This window comes from Ruthenibacterium sp. (assembly GCF_017421385.1).
GTDB lineage: Bacteria > Bacillota > Clostridia > Oscillospirales > Ruminococcaceae > Ruthenibacterium > Ruthenibacterium lactatiformans.
The window spans coordinates 1-18,605 of record NZ_JAFOIN010000029.1; the positions used below are offsets into that span (position 1 = coordinate 1).

At 61.8% G+C, this 18,605-nt stretch carries 16 protein-coding genes and 1 pseudogene; 13 read left to right on the plus strand and 4 right to left on the minus strand.

Annotated features, from left to right (window positions below):
* The 3 genes and pseudogenes from IIY41_RS03310 to IIY41_RS03320 form a co-directional block, all read left to right on the plus strand.
* Positions 1-2,026: pseudogene (locus IIY41_RS03310) on the plus strand (ATP-dependent Clp protease ATP-binding subunit); the annotation flags it as partial.
* Between the two features lie 171 nt (positions 2,027-2,197).
* Complete coding sequence (locus tag IIY41_RS03315; protein WP_287399672.1) at positions 2,198-3,409, plus strand: glycoside hydrolase family 3 protein; 1,212 nt, start codon at positions 2,198-2,200, stop codon at positions 3,407-3,409.
* A gap of 239 nt (positions 3,410-3,648) precedes the next feature.
* Positions 3,649-4,455: a creatininase family protein gene (locus tag IIY41_RS03320; protein ID WP_050004596.1), complete on the plus strand. Its 807-nt coding sequence runs from the start codon at positions 3,649-3,651 to the stop codon at positions 4,453-4,455.
* A 528-nt stretch (positions 4,456-4,983) separates the two neighbouring features.
* Here IIY41_RS03320 and IIY41_RS03325 read toward each other — a convergent pair.
* The 4 genes from IIY41_RS03325 to IIY41_RS03340 all read right to left on the minus strand — a co-directional run bounded on the left by IIY41_RS03325 (position 4,984) and on the right by IIY41_RS03340 (position 9,282).
* A complete protein-coding gene (locus IIY41_RS03325; protein ID WP_055080054.1) occupies positions 4,984-6,363 on the minus strand; it encodes an MATE family efflux transporter in 1,380 nt (459 codons plus the stop codon).
* 163 nt (positions 6,364-6,526) lie between these two features.
* Entirely contained in the window at positions 6,527-7,801 is a 1,275-nt protein-coding gene (locus IIY41_RS03330) for an MFS transporter (protein WP_055080053.1), read from the minus strand.
* A 126-nt stretch (positions 7,802-7,927) separates the two neighbouring features.
* Positions 7,928-8,914, minus strand: a complete 987-nt coding sequence (locus IIY41_RS03335; protein ID WP_050004594.1) for a Gfo/Idh/MocA family protein — start codon at positions 8,912-8,914, stop codon at positions 7,928-7,930.
* The gene (locus IIY41_RS03340; RefSeq protein ID WP_050004593.1) at positions 8,908-9,282 is read right to left on the minus strand and encodes a DUF2200 domain-containing protein; all 375 of its coding nucleotides are present in this window, start codon (positions 9,280-9,282) and stop codon (positions 8,908-8,910) included. Before IIY41_RS03340 ends, IIY41_RS03335 begins: the two co-directional genes overlap by 7 nt.
* Positions 9,283-9,462: 180 nt before the next feature.
* Between IIY41_RS03340 and asnA the strand changes: the two genes are divergently transcribed.
* From asnA to IIY41_RS14130, 10 genes are all read left to right on the plus strand, one after another.
* Positions 9,463-10,473, plus strand: coding sequence for an aspartate--ammonia ligase (gene asnA, locus IIY41_RS03345; protein ID WP_040909712.1), 1,011 nt, complete (start codon positions 9,463-9,465; stop codon positions 10,471-10,473).
* Positions 10,474-10,510: 37 nt separating this feature from the next.
* A complete protein-coding gene (locus tag IIY41_RS03350) occupies positions 10,511-11,038 on the plus strand; it encodes a VanZ family protein (protein WP_270847891.1) in 528 nt (175 codons plus the stop codon).
* 103 nt (positions 11,039-11,141) lie between these two features.
* Positions 11,142-12,839: a B12-binding domain-containing radical SAM protein gene (locus tag IIY41_RS03355; RefSeq protein WP_050004591.1), complete on the plus strand. Its 1,698-nt coding sequence runs from the start codon at positions 11,142-11,144 to the stop codon at positions 12,837-12,839.
* A 193-nt stretch (positions 12,840-13,032) separates the two neighbouring features.
* Entirely contained in the window at positions 13,033-14,226 is a 1,194-nt protein-coding gene (locus IIY41_RS03360) for a dihydroorotase (protein WP_117460780.1), read from the plus strand.
* 23 nt (positions 14,227-14,249) lie between these two features.
* The gene (pyrF, locus tag IIY41_RS03365; RefSeq protein WP_173022139.1) at positions 14,250-15,113 is read left to right on the plus strand and encodes an orotidine-5'-phosphate decarboxylase; all 864 of its coding nucleotides are present in this window, start codon (positions 14,250-14,252) and stop codon (positions 15,111-15,113) included.
* Positions 15,094-15,864: a dihydroorotate dehydrogenase electron transfer subunit gene (locus tag IIY41_RS03370; protein ID WP_009321880.1), complete on the plus strand. Its 771-nt coding sequence runs from the start codon at positions 15,094-15,096 to the stop codon at positions 15,862-15,864. Before pyrF ends, IIY41_RS03370 begins: the two co-directional genes overlap by 20 nt.
* Entirely contained in the window at positions 15,851-16,759 is a 909-nt protein-coding gene (locus tag IIY41_RS03375) for a dihydroorotate dehydrogenase (protein WP_082670719.1), read from the plus strand. Before IIY41_RS03370 ends, IIY41_RS03375 begins: the two co-directional genes overlap by 14 nt.
* A gap of 44 nt (positions 16,760-16,803) precedes the next feature.
* Positions 16,804-17,397, plus strand: coding sequence for an orotate phosphoribosyltransferase (pyrE, locus tag IIY41_RS03380; RefSeq protein ID WP_050004587.1), 594 nt, complete (start codon positions 16,804-16,806; stop codon positions 17,395-17,397).
* Between the two features lie 32 nt (positions 17,398-17,429).
* Positions 17,430-18,521 (plus strand): carbamoyl phosphate synthase small subunit, encoded by a 1,092-nt coding sequence (locus IIY41_RS03385; RefSeq protein WP_009321883.1) that lies wholly within the window; start codon positions 17,430-17,432, stop codon positions 18,519-18,521.
* 1 nt (position 18,522) lies between these two features.
* Positions 18,523-18,605: carbamoyl phosphate synthase preATP-grasp domain-containing protein (locus IIY41_RS14130; protein ID WP_502709816.1), on the plus strand; the 83-nt coding region annotated here is incomplete at its 3' end.

Genomic DNA, 18,605 nt, shown 5'->3' on the forward strand with positions numbered 1-18,605 from the left:
ATCCGCAACGTCATTCGTATCCTTTCGCGCAAGACAAAAAAACAACCCTGTGCTCATCGGCGAGCCGGGCGTGGGCAAAACAGCCATCGCCGAGGGCCTGGCCCTGCGTATCGTGCGCGGCGACGTACCCGAAAACCTGAAGGACCGCAAGGTGTTCAGCCTTGACATGGGCGCGCTGGTGGCCGGCGCAAAATACCGCGGCGAGTTTGAAGAACGCCTCAAGAGCGTTCTGCAGGAAGTGAAAAAGAGCGAGGGACAGATCATCCTGTTTATCGACGAGCTGCACACCATTGTGGGCGCGGGCAAAACGGACGGCGCCATGGACGCGGGCAATATCCTCAAGCCCATGCTGGCGCGGGGCGAGCTGCACTGCATCGGCGCCACGACGCTGAACGAGTACCGGCAGTACATTGAAAAGGACGCGGCGCTGGAGCGCCGGTTCCAGCCGGTGATGGTGGATGAACCCACGGTAGAGGACACCATCTCCATTCTGCGCGGCCTGAAAGAGCGGTACGAGGTGTTTCACGGCGTGAAGATCCAGGACAACGCGCTCATCGCAGCGGCAGTGCTCTCGGGCCGGTATATTACTGACCGCTTTCTGCCGGATAAAGCCATCGACCTGGTGGATGAAGCCTGCGCCATGATCCGCACGGAAATGGATTCCGCCCCGGCGGAGATGGATGACCTGCGCCGGAAGATCATGCAGCACGAGATCGAGGAGGCGGCCCTGAAAAAGGAGACCGACAAGCTTTCCGCCGAGCGCCTTGCGGACATTCAAAAAGAGCTGGCCGCCATGCGCGAGGAATTCAGCGCCATGAGCGCCCGCTGGGAGAACGAGAAATCGGCCATCGGCAAGGTGCAGCACCTGCGCGAGGAGATCGAGCAGGTAAACGGCGAGATCGCCAGGGCCGAGCGTGAATATGACCTGAACCGCGCTGCCGAGCTGAAATACGGCCGTCTGCCCGCGCTGCAAAAGGAGCTGGAGCAGGAGGAGGCCCGCGCGGCGGCGGCGGAAAAGGATTCCACTCTGCTGCACGACCGTGTGACGGAGGAGGAGATCGCCCGCATCGTGGGCCGCTGGACAGGCATCCCCGTGGCGAAGCTCATGGAAGGGGAGCGCGAAAAGCTGCTGCATCTGGACGGCATCCTGCACAAGCGGGTCATCGGCCAGGACGAAGCCGTACAGCGCGTGACGGAGGCCATCCTGCGCAGCCGCGCCGGCATCGCGGACGAAAACCGCCCCATTGGCAGCTTTTTGTTCCTGGGCCCGACGGGCGTGGGCAAAACGGAGCTTGCCAAAGCACTGGCGGAAGCGCTGTTCGATGACGAAAAGAACATCGTGCGCATCGACATGAGCGAATATATGGAGAAATATTCCGTCAGCCGCCTGATCGGCGCGCCTCCGGGATATGTGGGTTATGAGGAAGGCGGCCAGCTCACCGAGGCTGTGCGCCGCAAGCCGTACAGCGTGGTGCTGTTCGATGAAATCGAAAAAGCCCATCCGGATGTGTTCAATGTATTACTGCAAGTATTGGATGATGGACGTATTACGGACAGTCAAGGCCGGACGGTGGACTTTAAAAATACCATCATCATCCTGACGTCGAATCTGGGCTCCAACTATATCTTGGACGGCATCGAAAACGGAGAGATCAGCCCCGAGGCCCGTGCCCAGGTGGACGCTCTGCTGAAAACGTCCTTCCGCCCCGAGTTCCTGAACCGTCTGGACGAGATCGTCTATTACAAGCCGCTTTCCAAGACGGAGATCGCAGGCGTGGTGGACCTGATGCTGGAAAGCCTGGTGCAGCGTCTGGCTGCCAAGCAGCTCAGGCTGACGGTCACGGACGCCGCGAAGCAGATGATCGTGGACGGCGGGTACGACCCGGTGTACGGCGCCCGCCCGCTGAAGCGTTACATTCAGCAGAAGGTGGAGACGCTGGTGGCGCGGGATATCATCCAAAACGATCCGGCGCCCGGAGATACCATCACGGTGGACGTGAAGGACGGCGCGCTGGCGTTGGTGTAAGCGCAAAAGACGCATCCGCAGGCCGGACATTTTGCCCGGCCTGCTTTTTTGCGTGCCGGGGCCCGGACGAAAAACTTTCTCCGCACTGGATTTTTCAGTGCGGAACTGCTATAATGGGCGAATCAAAAGGCCCGGCGGGAAAGCTTACCGCGGGCAAAAGGAGGGCGGCCTGTGAACCGGCGGAAAAAGGGCGGCTTTGCCGCGGGCTGCTGCGTTGCGCTGCTGCTGATCACGCTGTGCGCGGCAGCGGGCGGCGGCGTACTGTGGTATGTGGGGCGAACGATGGCACAGCCGGGCAGCGCGTCCATGCAGGGCGCTTCCGGCGCGCCGGACGGCGGAGCGGAGGATACCGGGCGGCAGGAGCCGCTGTTCCGGGAGGGAGACACGGTGGATACGGTCCTTGCAAAAATGACGCTTGCGGAAAAGGTGGGCCAGATGTTCATCGTCCGCTGCCCGGAACAGGGCGCGGCGGAGAAGGCTGCGGAATACCATTTGGGCGGCTATATCCTGTTCCGGGAAAATTTTGAGGAAAAAACACCCGTGCAGGCGGCGGAAATGGTCCGGGCCTGTCAGGCTGCCGCCGCGCTGCCGATGCTGGTGGGTGTGGATGAAGAGGGCGGGACCGTCAACCGTATCAGCGGATATCCGGCTTTCCGCGACACGCCCTTTGCTTCGCCGCAGGAGCTGTACCAGGCGGGCGGCTTTGACGCGGTGCGGGAAGATGCGCTGGAAAAATGCGCGTTTCTTGAAGAACTCGGTGTCAACGTGAATTTTGCGCCGGTGTGCGACGTAAGCACGGACCCGGAGGATTTCATCTACAAAAGGAGCTTTGGCCGGAACGCGGCAGAGACGGCGCAGTATGTGCGCACCGTGGTGGAGACGATGGGTGAGCGCGGCATGGGAAGCGTGCTGAAACACTTTCCCGGCTACGGCAATAACGCCGACACGCACACGGGCATTGCCGTAGACGACCGCCCCTATGACAGCTTTGCAGCGTCGGACTTTCTGCCTTTCAGGGCCGGAATCGAAGCAGGAGCAGACATTGTCCTTGTTTCCCACAACATCGTCAGCTGCATGGACAGCGCATATCCCGCCTCGCTTTCACCCCGTGTCCATGAAATTTTGCGGGAAGAACTGGGCTTTACGGGCGTGACCGTCACCGACGACCTTTACATGGACGGCATCCGGGACTTTGTGGACGTGGAGGGCGCGGCGGTGCAGGCTGTGCTTGCGGGCAACGACCTGTTGTGCTGTACGGATTTTGAGGTACAGATCCCGGCGGTATTGGCGGCGGTGGAGCAGGGAGTGGTGCCTGAGACACGAGTTGATGAAGCCGTGCGCCGCGTTCTGACGCTCAAGCAGAAGCTGGGGCTGTTTGGGTAAGGCGGATGGATGCGGCAATGACTGCCCAAAAAGAAAAAGCGCGGCCTGTCCACCCCTCAAAGGGGAAGGACGGGCTGCGCTTTTTGTGCAGCGTTGCGTGTATTTCGGTATGGATTTGGGATATTTGCCGACATTTTTGAACAAAAAGCCGTTTGGATGCCGCTGGGGACGAATATAATGGAGGGGATAAAGCGGGCGTTCTTCGGAATGCCCCAAAAATAAAAGGAGGACTGGATATCATGCAGGTACGTTGGGAATATTTGACTCCGCCCGAATTCAAAAAGCTTGTTAAAGAGGAGCAGATTTGTATTCTGCCGCTGGGGATACTGGAGCGCCACGGCGAACACCTGCCGTATGGCACCGACGGCCTCTCGGTACACGCTATTGCCTGCCGCGCGGCGGAACTGGAGCCGTGTGTGGTGTTCCCCACTTATTGGTTCGGCCAAGGGCACGAGGCGTCATGCTTTGCGGGCTCCGTCAACTTTCCCCCCCGGCTGCTGTACGAGATGCTGGAAGTGCTGTTGGACCAGATCGCCCGCAACGGCTTTAAAAAAATCGTGATTTTCAGCGGCCACGGCGGAAACAGCCATTTTCTGGACTACTTTGCCATGACGCAGCTGGACCGGGAGGTGGACTACACGTTGTATATTCTGCGCGGCGCAGGCAAACGACAGCTGGCTCTGGCCGATATGTGGGAGACGAAGTACGGCCATGCAGGTGAAGAAGAGACCAGCCAGATCATGGCCATCACGCCGGAGGGCGTTGTAAAGCTGGAGCAGCAGGTCTATGAGGAACCGATACTCCCGCGCATGGACCTGACGCAGCAGGTGCCTGGGGTACATTCGGGCCTGTGGTGGTATGCGAAATATCCCCTCCATGTAACAGAAAGCCCATCCCACGCGACAAAGGAAAAGGGCGAACGTATGATAGAGGCTCGCGTGCTGGATCTGGCCGACCGTTTGCGCGCCATTAAGGAAGATAAGGTGCTGCCCTCTCTGCAGCAGGAGTTTTACGAGCGTGTGCGCAGGGTGCCGGAAGGAGATTGAACCCGCCCGGCGAACAGAGCCGGAAGAAAGCCTCCATAAATAAGGAAGTAAAAGAAGCGTCCGGGGAAAAAGCTGGCGGTGGCAAAGCCATGCATCTTTGCGCAGCAAAGTGCAAGCCACGCGGCGAATGCCGCCAAAAAGGAGTGGGGAACCCCTTTTTCATCCAAGGCAACACCGCACAATTCACGGCTGAAGCCTTAAGCGTCGCCTCGCTTGCAGATTTTCCGGCAACTGTCACAAAAATGCTCGCGAATACACAAAGTATTCGCGAGCATTCTTGTTTAACCTGCCAAAAAATCTGCCGGCGCGATTCGAAACTTAGAATTGTGCGGTGTTGCCCTAAAATAACCCCGCGGCGCCCCGCAGGGCCAGTGCCGAGGCGTGCAGAGCGGAGCGGCCGCCGAAGGCCGCCGTGCGCGGCGAACGGGGCCGCAGGCCCTGTTCGCAGGCGGCTTGGCGCAAAAGCGCAGCTTTTTCGACAAGCTGACCGTGGCTGCAGCAGACGCTGCGGCCATGGTTTTTGCGGTTTCAGTTGGGAAGCTTCTGCGGCGCCAGCGCCGCGCGCCGGGCCAGTACGCCCCGGATGCACACGCAGTACACGGCGACGGAGGCCAGCGGCCCAAGCACATCGGAGATGGGCTCGGCGTAGAACACCGCGTCCGCGCCGAAAAACGCGGGCAGCGCGAACACCGCCGCGAAGTAGACGGCCTTGCGCCACAGCGAAAGCGGCAGCGCCAGCTTCGCAAGGCCCAGTGCCGTGAAGCCGTCCACTACCTCGTATTGCAGGCCCAGGGGAAGCAGCGCCAGCGTGCATACCTTGATGGTGTCGAACGCCTGGGCCGCCAGCGCTTCGTCGGTGGTGAACAGCCGCACGAACAACGGCCCGGCCAGCCGCGCGGCCAGCGTCATCACAGCCGTGAACACCAGCCCCAGCCCGAAAATGTACTTCTGCGCCTGCCGTACGCGCTCGGTGCGGTACGCGCCGTAGTTATAGCTTAAAATAGACTGCGTGCCCCCGGTGATGCCTCCCAGCGGCATCGTCACAACGAGCATGAAACTTTGGGCGATGGTGGCGCAGGTCACCAGAGCGTCGCCCCGCGCCGCGCCGCCGTAGTGCTGAAGCACGGCGTTCATGGCAATGATCATCACGTTGTCCAGCGCGATGATGATGAACGGCGAAAAGCCCAGCGTCAGCACACGCCTCATGACGGCCGCGGAATATCCGCCCCGTGTGATGCGGATGGGGGGCTTTTTGCCCAGCAGAAAGCGCACCGCATAAACGCAGCTTGCGAGCTGGGAGAGCACCGTGGCGATGGCCGCGCCGCGTACGCCGAGGCCGAAGGCGAAGATGAACACAGGGTCCAGCACGATGTTGAGCACCGCGCCCAGCACCACGGATTTCATGCCGTCGGCCGCGAAGCCCTGGCATACGATGAACTGGTTCAGGCCGGAGGCCAGCAGCGCAAAGGGCGTACCCAGCAGGTAAAGGGTGAAATAGGCCTCCGCATACGGGTAGGTGGCGTCGCTTGCGCCGAACAGCCGCAGCATCGGCTCACGAAAGGGCAGGATGGCGGCGGGCAGCGCCACCGAGAACACGCACAGCATCAAAAAGCAGTTGGCCAGAATGCCCCGCGCAGCATCGTCGTCGCCCTCGCCGCGCTTGATGCTGAGCAGCGGCGCGCCGCCAACGCCCACAAGAAACGCCACCGAGCCGACCATCGTCACCACCGGGCCGCATACGCCGGCGCCTGCCAGCGCCAGCGCGCCCTCGCCGGGGATCTGGCCGATGAAAATGCGGTCCACGATGCTGTAAAGCACAGAGATGAACTGCGCCAGCATGCTGGGCAGCGCGATACGTCCTACCAGCACGCCGATCCTTCCGCTGCCAAGGTCGTTTCCCGCTCTCATCGCTGCATCCTCCCGTCGCTTTGCGGCTCTGCGCCGCATACCGCACTCTATCATAGCCGATTTTTTTCTCCGAGGAAAGAGGTTTTTCAAAAAAGCCGCAAAAAACGGCCGCCGGAAAGGCCTTTCCGGCGGCCGTTTTGCATTGGAGCAGGGAAAAACACGCTCAGTCGTCCACGTCCAGCGCTTCCAGCCCCTTTTTGGCAACTGGCCTCGCATCACCGTGCCGCACGAACAGCATCGTGACAAAGCTGGCGAACACGAAGAAGGCGGCATAGGGAAACAGCGTGCGATAGCCCACATGCTCCATCAGAATATTGGAGAGGATGGGCGTGAAAATCTGCGCCGTCATGGACACAGTGTAATAATAGCCTGTGTACTTGCCCACGTCCGAGCCCTTGCTCAGCTCCACCACCATGGGGTAGCTGTTTACATTGATGAACGCCCAGCCCATGCCGGCCAGCGCGAAAAAGATGTACAGCAGCGGAGAGACGCTGTGGAAAAAGATACCCGCGAAGAACGCTGTGCCCAGCATCACTACGCCGATGAGGATCGTGCGCTTGCGGCCGATGCGCTGGGCGATCATGCCCACGGGCATATACGAGACGATGGCCGCGACGGTGCAGATCATCAGCACCAGGGCAAAGTTGCCCTGCAGCTCCTGTTCGGCGTAACGGCTGAAAGCCGAGGTGACGGCGTTGTAGCCGAAGAACCAGAAGAACACGCTGGCCAGGATGAACAGCAGGCTGCGGAACATGGGCCGCGGCATTTTGCCGCCCGCGTCCGTTACGCCTTCGTCCTCGTCGGAAGAGCCGGCGGCCCTGTCGGCGGCCTCGCGTTCAGCCACGCAGGCCGGTTCCCTGATCTGCCAGAACAGCACGGCCACACAGACGGCCATCACCAGCCCCAGCACAAGGAATACGGCGGAATAGCGGGGCGTATCCCCGGTGACGGGAAAGATCATCATCGTCAGCAGCATCAGCATGCCGCCCACGGCGCCCATCAGGTTGATGACGGCGTTGCCCTGGCTGCGCAGGGGCTTGGGTGTGACGTCCGGCATCAGGGCCACGGCGGGGCTGCGGTAGGTGGCCATGGCAATGAGCACCAGCCCCAGGCCGATGAAGAACAGCAGGGCGTTGTTCTGCTTCTGTGCTGCGGGCATGATGGCGAGGCACAGAAGCGCCAGGATGGTGCCGCCCAGTATGTACGGCATACGGCGGCCGATTTTCGTGCGGGTCTTGTCGCTCAGCTTGCCGAACAGCGGCAGCATGAACAGCGCCAGCACGTTGTCCATGGCCATCACGATGCCGATGTAGCTGTCGCGCACATGGAACGTGTCTTTCAGGATCAGGGGGATGACGTTGTCGTACACCTGCCAGAACGCGCAGATGGACATGAATGCAAGGCCCACGAAAAAGGTGCGTTTGTAATTCAGCTTCATCGGGAGAAGCCCCCTTTGTTGTTGTTGCTTTCATTGTAGCACGCCGGACGCCGTCCTGCCAAGGGAGCGCGCGCCCGGCTTTACAATTATTTTAAAAAAGAAAAGCCGGAAAGAGCCGGCTATGCCTCACGCTTCGCCGGGATACCGCACGCCCCACAGCGCCCGCAGCGCGTCCGCCGCGCGCAGCACGCGCAGCGTTTCGGCAGCGGGCAGGGCCGGGCATTCGGTGCGGCCGGCCGCCAGCGCCGCCGCCACGGCCCGCACCTCCGGCTCAAAGCCCGTGCCTGTGTTGTCAAAGCGGATGGTTTCCCGCGGCGCGTCCGTTCCCGTTCCGCCATACACCGTCATGGCCGCGGGGCTCCAAAGCGGGCCGTCGATCTCTATGCGTCCTCCGCCGCAGCAAACGGCGGCGCGGTGGGGCGCCGCACACCGGGCGCTCACGGCCAGCGAGGCGCACGCTCCGCCGGAAAAACGCAGAGAAATACTCTCCTCAATGTCCGCGCCCAGCCCGTTTTGAACGCACACGCCCCCAACCCGCTCCACGTCTCCCTCCAGTGCCAGGCATGCCAGCGTAAGCGCGTAAACGCCTATGTCCAGCAGCGCGCCGCCGCCCAGCGCGGGCTGCGCGATGCGGGGGATATCCGCCATGGCCTCACCCAGCACAGCCGTCACCAGGCGCGGCGCGCCCAGCCGCCCGTCCGCCAGCGTTTTGCGCAGAGCCTGCGCAAAAGGCAGCGTACGCGTCCACATGGCTTCCGCCAGCAGCAGGCCGCGCTCCCGCGCCAGGGCAAACAGGCTTTGCGCCTGGGCCGCGTTCAGCGTCAGGGGCTTTTCGCACAGCACATGTTTGCCCGCAAGCAGCGCCGCGCGGATGTGCTGTGCGTGCAGAGGATGGATGCTGCCGATGTAAACGACGTCCACGGCCGGGTCGGCCAGCAGCGCCTCATATCCGGCAAAACTTTTTGCAAAGCCGTACCGCCCGGCCAGGGCTTGGGCCCGCGCGCTGTCCCGGGCCGCAATGGCGTAAGGCTGCACCTCCTCCCGCAGACTGTCCAGCGTGCGCGCCATGCGCCCGGCAATGTTTCCCGCCGAAAGGATCGCGAAATTCAGCATTGCTCCCCACCGCCCTTTGTGCCGCGCAGTATTTTTTCCATGGGCCTGCCCTTGGCCAGTTCGTCGATGAGCTTATCCAGATAACGGATCTTTTGCATCAAAGGGTCTTCAATGTCCTCCACCCGCACGCCGCACACCACGCCTTTGATCTCTGCGCCGGCTGGGTTGAACCGCGGCGCCTGCCCGAAAAAGGACGCCATATCCGTTCGCTGCGCAAGCTGCCGGGCAAGGCCGCCGGGCGTGTAGCCCGTCAGCCAGAGAATGACGGCGTCTACTTCATCCTGCGTGCGGCCCTTGCGCAACGCCTTCTGTACGTAGAGCGGGTAGATATCGGAAAAACGGGCTTTGAAAATGCGGTGCTCCGCCATAACGGCACGCTCCTTTTTTTGCGCGGCCCGGGACAGGGCCGGCGCGTTCTTTCCTTATGGTAACACGCGGGCACGGCTGTGGCAAGCCGTCCGGCGGCTTGAACCACACCCCCGCCCGTGCTATAATACATTAAATACGGAACGGACCGTATGAATTTGAGCGCGGGGGAGAGTTCTATCATGCCGAAAACCGTCATTCCCGCCGGGTACAGGCCGGCGCTGGGGCTTTATGACACACAGAAGGCCATCGGCCTTATCAAGCAGATCTTCCTGGAAAAGCTGTGCGGCGCGCTGCATCTGAAGCGCGTGACGGCGCCGCTGTTCGTGGACCCGGCCACGGGCCTGAACGATGATTTGAACGGCGTAGAGCGCCCCGTCACCTTCGACGTGCCCGCGCTGGGGGCAAACGCCGAGGTGGTGCATTCGCTGGCGAAGTGGAAGCGCATGGCTCTGGCTCAGTATGATTTCCATGTGGGCAACGGTTTGGTCACAGACATGAACGCCATCCGCCGGGACGAGGAGATGGACAACCTTCACTCCATTTATGTGGACCAGTGGGACTGGGAAAAGGTCATCACCCGGGAGGAGCGAACCACCGAATATCTGAAGCAGACTGTGCAGAAGATCGTGGATGCGGTGTGCGGCACGCTGGATGAGCTGAAATGGCAGTTCCCCGCGCTGGAGCGCGTGCGGCTGTGCCGGGAAACGGCGTTTGCCACCGCGCAGGAGCTGGAGGACCAATGGCCCGCGCTCACACCAAAGGAAAGGGAAAATGCTTTTGCAAAGGCGCACGGCACGGTGTTCATCATCGGCATCGGCGGGGCGCTGCGTTCCGGCAGGCCTCACGACGGCCGCGCGCCGGACTATGACGACTGGACGCTGAACGGCGACCTGCTGTTCTGGAACGAAACCCTGGGCTGTGCGCTGGAGCTGTCCAGCATGGGCATCCGCGTAGACGCGGACGCGCTGGCACGCCAGCTCAGCATCGCGGGATGCAGGGAACGCGCGGCGCTGCCATTCCACAAAATGCTGTTAACGGATGAGCTGCCGCTGACCATCGGCGGCGGCATCGGCCAAAGCCGCCTGTGCATGCTGCTGTTGGGCAAAGCCCACGTTGGCGAGGTGCAGGTGTCGCTGTGGGACGGTGAAACGCGCGCCGCGTGCGCCGCAGCCGGTGTGCAGCTTCTTTGACAGCCCCGCAAAGGTGTTTGCCCGGAAAGGGTTATCTATGATGCAGCAAAACCACACAAACGGACGCCTGACGGACAGAGAGCGCACGCCGGCACGCCTGATCGCGCTGCGGGTGCTGTTCACGCTGTTTGCGGCGGGCACTGTCGTATTTATTTTTTCCAATTCCATGCAGAGCGGCACGGCCTCGGGCCTGCGCAGCGCCGCCGTCACCGAATGGCTCAACGGAGGGCTGGCCCGCGTGGGGGTCGGCTGGCGCTTTTCCGAGCGTCTGGTGCGCAAGCTGGGCCATTTCAGCGAATACGCGCTGCTGGGCTTCTGGCTGATGCTGTCCCTGCGGGTGTATACCCGGCGCATCCTCTCGCATATTTCGTGGCCTCTGTTTTTCGGCCTGCTGGCAGGCGTGCTGGACGAGGGGATCCAGATATTTGCGGATGGGCGCGGCAGCGACGTGCGGGATGTGGTGATCGATTTTTCCGGCGTCGTGTTTGGGCTGCTGGCAGCCCTGTTCCTGCTGCTGCTCGTGCGCATGTTCCATGTTCTGCGGGAAAGCAAAACGCCGCTTTAGGCGTGCTGACGCAAGAAAACCGATGTTTTCTGTGTCAACGCGCCCGTGACGCGGCGTTTTTTATTTGCAAGCGTAAAAACGGCGAAAGAGGGGGGCGCGGCCGATGAAGGCGGTGCTGTTTGCACTCAATGCGAAATACATTCATTCGTCGCTGGCGCCCTGGTGCCTGCTGGCGGGTGTGGAGGCCGCAGGCCCTGCGGGTGTTTGTGCCGAGGTGCGGGAGGGCACCGTCAATGAGCCGGAGCGGGACGTGCTGGCCCGCATTTTGGACGGGGAGCCGGATGCGGTGCTGTTTTCGTGCTATTTGTGGAACATTCGGGAAACGCTGCGTCTTGCCGCCGCTGTAAAGGCTGCGCGGCCGGGCGCATATGTAGTTCTGGGCGGCCCGGAGGTGAGCTACAACGCGGGGGAGGTTTTGGCGGAAAATCCGCAGGTGGATTATATCCTCTCCGGCGAGGGCGAACGCAGCGTGCCCATGCTGTTGGCGTCGCTGGCCGCCGGGCGGAAGCCGGAGGAGGAAGCGCCGCCCATCCCGGGGCTGTGCGCCCGGGGCTTTCTCTCCGCGCCCTGCGTGGAGGAGGGCGCGCCGCCCAGCCCGTATGCGCCGGCGTATCTGGAGAACCTGCGTGGGCGCATTGCGTATCTGGAGACCAGCCGGGGCTGCCCGTATGCCTGCGCGTTCTGCCTTTCTGGGCGGTGCGGCAAGCCCCGCTGGTTCCCGCTGGAGCAGGCAAAACGGAACATCCTGACGCTGGCGCGCTCCGGCGCGCACACCGTGAAATTCATCGATCGGACATTCAATGCAAACCCCGCCCACGCAAATGCCATTTTGGCGTTTATCCTGAAGCATTACGGGCGGGACATTCCGGCGGGCGTGTGCTTTCATTTCGAGCTTGCGGGCGATATCCTGCGGGAAGAGACCTTCGCGCTGCTGGAGCAGGCGCCGCCGGGCGCGTTTCAGCTGGAGATCGGCATGCAGTCGTTTTGCGAAAAAACGCTGGCCGCCGTGCGGCGCAAAACAGATACGGGCGTTTTAAAGCAGAACATCCGGCGTTTGGTTGCAATGGGGAATATGCACGTGCACATCGACCTGATCGCGGGCCTGCCCCATGAGGATCTGCGGACATTCGGTGAAAGCTTCAACACCGGCTATGCGCTGGGCGCACAGATGCTGCAGCTTGGTTTTCTGAAGCTGCTGCACGGCGCGGCCATGCGGGAGGAGCCGGAGGAATTCCCCTGTGTTTTTTCGGAAGACCCGCCGTATGAAGTACAGAAAACGCCCTGGCTTTTGCCGGAGGAGCTGGACGTGCTGCGCGCCGCCGAAGACGCGCTGGAGCGCTGCTACAACAGCGGGCGTTTTTTGGAAACGGCGGCTTACGCGATGGCGGCGGCAGGGCTTTCCCCGTTCGTTTTTTACTGCCGTTTGGGCGCGGCAGGCGCGCGGCACGGCACGGCGAATATTCCGCTGGATGATTACACCGCTTTTTTGTACAACTGGTGCGCGGCGCTGCCGGGCATAGACAAAGCCTGCCTGCGGGACGCGATGGTGCGCGACCGCCTTGCCACAAATTCCACAGGGCGTTTGCCGCAATGCCTGCATGTAACGGACGCTTTGCTGGGCCGCGCGGTGAAGCGGCTGGCACAAAACCCTGCCACTGCGCCCCTGCCCGGCGTGCGGCGCGGCGTGGCGCTTTTGTACGGCACGCGGCAGGTGGTGTTTGTGGATTACACACAGAAAAACCCCGTTACAGGGCGCTATCTTCTGCATACCCGTTCAATTGACAATCTCTTTACAGAATGATAGAATAAATAGAAATGATTGGGAACGGGGGAACGCATGCATGCCGGGGCTGAACGTGGGTTTTCGCATCGTGCATGGCGCTTTGTTTTCTTTTCCCGCCGTTCTATTCCCGGCTTTTTAAACTTTTCCCGTTTTGGGAAAAGTTTTTTTTTGCCGTTTTGCTGTATTTGAGGAACAGAAAGGAGAATGGCTTATGCTGATTTGCAATGCCGTGCTCACGGATGCGGACGGTGCGCGTCCGGGCGATGTGCGCATTGAAAACGGCGTCATCACGGCCGTGGGCGAGGGCCTTTCCGCCGGCGGGGATACGGTGCTGGACGCAGGCGGCCGCACGCTGCTGCCTGCTTTCATTGACCTGCACTGCCACTTCCGCACGCCGGGCTTTGAGTATAAGGAGGATATCGACTCCGGCAGCCGGGCGGCTGCCCGGGGCGGTTACACGTTCGTCAACTGCATGGCGAACACAAGGCCTGTGTGTTCTTCCGCGGCCATTGCCCAGAGCATCATGGACGACGCCAGGCGCATCGGCCTGTGCGACGTGAACCAGTGTGTATCCATCACGAAAGACTTCGACGGCAAGACCACCGGCCATCTGCGGGCGCTGCCGCGGAACATCCGCTTCATCAGCGAGGACGGCAAAGGCGTGCGCGAGAGCAGAGTAATGTATGAGGCCATGCGGATCGCCGCCGAAAAAGGCCTGACGGTGATGAGCCACGCCGAGGATATGGACCTTTCCGCGCTGGATTACCGTCTGGCGGAAAACCTGGAGACGGCCCGCAACCTGTATCTGGCCCAGTCTACGGGCGCACGGCTGCACATGTGCCACGTTTCCACCAAAGAGGCGCTGGCCGATATCCTTGCCGCCAAGGCCCGGGGTGTGCGCGTCACCTGCGAGGTGACGCCCCACCACATCTGGTTTTGGGACAGCGATTTCCGCGTGAACCCGCCCATTCGGGCAAAAGAGGATGTGGAAGCGCTCATCGCGGCCATGCTGCGGGGCGAGGTGGAAGCCATCGCGACCGACCATGCCCCGCACACCGAGGAGGATAAGCGCGGCGGCGCGCCGGGCATGGTGGGGCTGGAGACAGCGTTCAGCGTCTGCTACACCAAATTGTGCCGGGAATACGGGATGCCGCTGGCAGACCTGAGCCGTTTGATGAGCCGCGGCCCGGCTGAGATACTGGGCCTGAACAAGGGGCTGATTGCCGAAGGATACGACGGCGACGTGGTGCTGGTGGAGCTGGGCGAGCCTTACACCGTGCGCCGGGAGGATTTTGCGGGCAAGAGCAAAAACACCCCATACGACGGCCTTTCGCTGTACGGCCGCGTGGCGTGCACCGTGAAGGCGGGCCGCGTCACCTATGGGACAATGGAAGCAATAGGATAAACACACAACAGGAGGACGTTATGCTGCAAGTAGACCGTTTGTATGAGGCCGTGGCCGAAAAAAGCCCCGTTTGCGTGGGGCTGGACACCGATTTTTCCTACATCCCCGCGGAGTGTGTGGACAAGACTCTCTCCAAGGGCGAGAACATCTTCCGCTTCAACCGGGATATCATCGAAGCCACGCGGAGCGTGGCGGGCTGCTTCAAGGTGCAGATCGCCTATTACGAGGCGCTGGGCCTGGACGGCATGCTGGCCTATAAATCCACGCTGGAATACCTGCGCCGGGAGGGCCTTGTGGCCATCGCGGACATCAAGCGCGGCGACATTGCCAAAACGGCCGAGATGTATGCCAAGGCCCATCTGGACGGCGAGTTCGAGGCGGACTTCGTTACGCTGGCGCCCTATATGGGGCTGGATTCCATCACGCCGTACACGAAATACATGACGGAAAAGGGCAAGGGCGTGTTCGTGCTGTGCCGCACCTCCAACCCCGGCGCGAAAGATTATGAATACGAAAAGCTGGCCGACGGCCGCCATGTTTATGACCTGGTGGGCGACAAGCTCAGCGCAATGGGCAAGGACTACATGGGCGCGCACGGCTATTCCTCGCTGGGGCTCGTCATCGGCGGCACACACATCGAAGAGGCGAAAGAGATCCGCGCCAAATACAGGGACAGCTTTTTCCTCATCCCGGGCTACGGCGCGCAGGGCGGCACGGCCGAGGACATCGCGCAGTATCTGGCGCAGGGCAACGGCGGTGTGGTGAACTCCAGCCGCAGCGTGCTGCTGGCCTATAAAAAACAGCCCGGAACGGCTTATGCCGAAGCCGCGTACAACGAATGTGTGCATATGAAGGAGGCCATTGCGGATGCCTGCAGCAAATTATAACGCCGCCGTCCTGGCAAACGGTGCGGCGGGCGAAAACGTGATGCTGCTGACGGCCCGCTGGGACGAAACCACCCCCGCGCCCGCGTGCGGCCAGTTTTACATGCTGCGCGCCTGGAAAGCGGAGGAAGCGCCGCTGCTTTCGCGCCCCATCAGTGTGCATCGTTTTGACAGAGAGAAAAAAGAGATTTCCTTTTTATATGAGGTCCGTGGTACGGGCACGCAGAAGTTGGCCGCGCTGCGGCCCGGGGACACCGTTGCGCTGACGGGCCCCTCGGGCCGTGGGTTTCCCGTGGACGGCACGTTGGGCGGCGCCGTCGCGCTGGTGGGCGGCGGCATCGGCACCGCGCCGCTGCTGCAGCTTGCGGCAGAGCTTGCCGCGCAGGGCGTGGACGTGGACCTTTACGCGGGCTTTCGGGACGAGCCGTACCGTGTTGACGCGTTCAGCGCTGCGTGCCGTTCGGTACACATCGCCACGGATTCCGGCCGCCACGGCCACCATGGCTTTGTGACGGACCTGCTGGACCCTGCGAAGTACACCGCCGTGTGTACCTGCGGGCCGGAGATCATGATGGAAAAGGTGGCCAAAATGTGTCTGCGTGCGGGCGTGCGCGTATATGTGAGCAGGGAGGCCAAGATGGCCTGCGGCGTGGGCGCGTGTCTGGGCTGCACCTGCAAGAGCAAAAACGGCGGCGTTTCTGTCTGCAAGGATGGGCCGGTGTTTGAAGGGAGCGTGCTGTATGAGCTTGACTGACGTTACCCTGTGCGGCAAAACGCTGTGCAGCCCGGTCATCGCCGCGTCCGGTACTTTTGGCTTCGGCGGCGAGTACGCGGGCATCGTGGACATGAAAAAGCTGGGCGGTATCTCCGGCAAGGGGCTGACGCTGGAGGGCAAGTACGGAAACGAGGGCGAGCGTCTGTGGGAGACACCTGCCGGGCTCATCAACTCCATCGGTCTGCAGAATCCCGGCGTGCGGCATTTCATTGAGTATGAGCTGCCCGGCATGAAAAAGCTTGGCCCCGCGGTGTTGGCGAATCTGGGCGGCAGCACCATCGAGACTTACGAGGAGGGCGCGCGGCTGCTGGATGAAACGAATGTGGACTTCATCGAACTGAACATCAGCTGCCCCAACGTGAAGGCGGGCGGAATCGCCTATGGCGTGAAAGCGGAAAGCGCGCGGGAAGTAGTGTCCCGCGTGCGGGCCTGCACGAAAAAGCCCCTTATCGTGAAGCTCTCTCCCAACGCGGAGAACATCACCGAAATGGCCCTTGCCTGCGAGGCGGCGGGCGCGGACGGGCTTTCCCTCGTCAACACGTTCCAGGCCATGGCCATTGACCTGGAAAAACGCCGCCCTGTATTCAACAATGTGTTTGCAGGGCTGTCCGGCCCGGCCATCCGCCCCATCGCCCTGCGCATGGTGTATCAGGTGTGCAGGGCCGTGCAGGTGCCCGTGGTGGGGCTGGGCGGCATTGCCACAGCCGGGGACGCGCTGGAGTTCATCATGGCCGGCGCGGCGGCCGTGCAGGTGGGCACCGCCAATTTCAGCGACCCGCGCGCCTGCGAAAAGATCACCGACGGCATCGCCGCCTGGATGCAGGGCCACGGTGTGCGCTCCCTTGCGGAAATCCGCGGCTGCGCGCAGGTCTAAGCCGAAAATACACAGATCTGATTGGAATAAAAAGGAGAATCCACATGAACGATGTGCTTGAAATATTGAAGTCCTGCGACGCGTTTCTGGAGGGCCACTTCCTGCTGTCCTCCGGCCGCCATTCCTCGGCCTACTGCCAGATGGCGTATCTGCAGCAGTACCCCGAAAAATGCGCCGCGGCCATGAAGCCCGTGGCCGAAAAGCTGCGGGAACTGGACGTGGACGTCATCGTCGGTCCGGCCATGGGCGGCATCGTTTACGCCTACGAGCTGGCCCGCCAGACGGGCAAACGCGCTATCTTCACCGAGCGTGTGGACAATGTGATGACGCTCAAGCGCTTTTCCATCCGGCCGGGCGAAAAGTGCATCATCGCCGAGGATGTGGTGACCACGGGCGTGTCTTCTCTGGAGACGAAGCGCGTCATCGAAGAGGCCGGCGGCGAATGCCTGGGCATCGTGTGCGTGGTGGACCGCACCAAAGCGGACGCGCCCTCGCCCATTCCCATCCTGGCCAGCGCCGCCAAGCTGGACCTCCCCAACTATGCGCCGGAGGAATGCCCCATCTGCAAAGAGGGCAAGCTGCCGCTGGTGCATCTGGGCAGCCGTAAAATGAAAGAACAGGCCAGGCAGACGCTGTGAGCGCGCAGAGCTTGAAAAAAGGGGGAGCGCATATGAAAGCATATTTGCTGCTGGCGAACGGCATGGTGTTCGAAGGCCGGGCCTTCGGCGCAGCCGGTACCAGTGTGGGCGAGGTCGTGTTCAACACGGGCATGGTCGGCTACGAGGAAACCCTTACCGACCCCAGCTATTACGGCCAGATCATCACACAGACCTATCCGCTGGTGGGGAACTACGGCGTGAACGGCGAGGATGCCGAATCCGCGCGCATTTGGGCCTTCGGCTACATCGTGCGGGAGTTGTGCGGCACGCCGTCCAATTTCCGCTGCCAAAAAACGCTGGACGAATTTTTGAAGGAGCAGGGGATCATCGGCATCGCGGGCGTGGACACCCGCCGCCTGACGCGCATCATCCGCGAGAGCGGCGTGATGAACGGCGCGCTCACCACCGAATATAAGAGCGCGGACGCCGTGCGCGCCGACGCCGCTTTGATGGAAAAGATCAAAGCCTATACGGTGAAGGACGCGGTGGACAGCGTTACTACAAAATGTATGGAAACATTTAACGAAAACGGAAAGTACCATGTTGCGCTGTTCGATTTCGGCTATAAACGCAACATCCTGCGCAATCTTGTAAAACGCGGCTGCAAGGTGACGCTGGTGCCCGGACGCACCACCGCGGCCGAGCTTGCGGCGCTGGAGGTGGACGGCGTGATGCTCTCCAACGGCCCGGGCGACCCGGCCGAAAATGTGAAGATCATTGAAAACCTGAAGGAGATCGCGGCGCTGGGCCGGCCTGTTTTCGGCATCTGTCTGGGCCACCAGCTCATGGCTCTTGCCACGGGCGCAAAAACGGAAAAGCTGAAATACGGCCACCGCGGTGTGAACCAGCCGGTGACGGATTTTGCCAAGGACCGCACGTTCATAACCAGCCAGAACCACGGCTATGCCGTTGTGGCCGGTACCGTGGACCCCGCCGTGGCCGAGGTGAGCCATGTAAACGCCAACGACGGTACCACCGAGGGCATCCGCTATAAAAACATCCCCTGCTTTACGGTGCAGTTCCACCCGGAGGCCTGCGGCGGCCCCAGGGACACCGAATACCTGTTCGACGATTTTGTCGCCATGATGAAAGGAGGCTGCTGAAATGCCAAAGGACCCGTCTATCAAAAAGGTGCTCGTCATCGGCAGCGGCCCCATCATCATCGGCCAGGCCGCCGAGTTCGACTA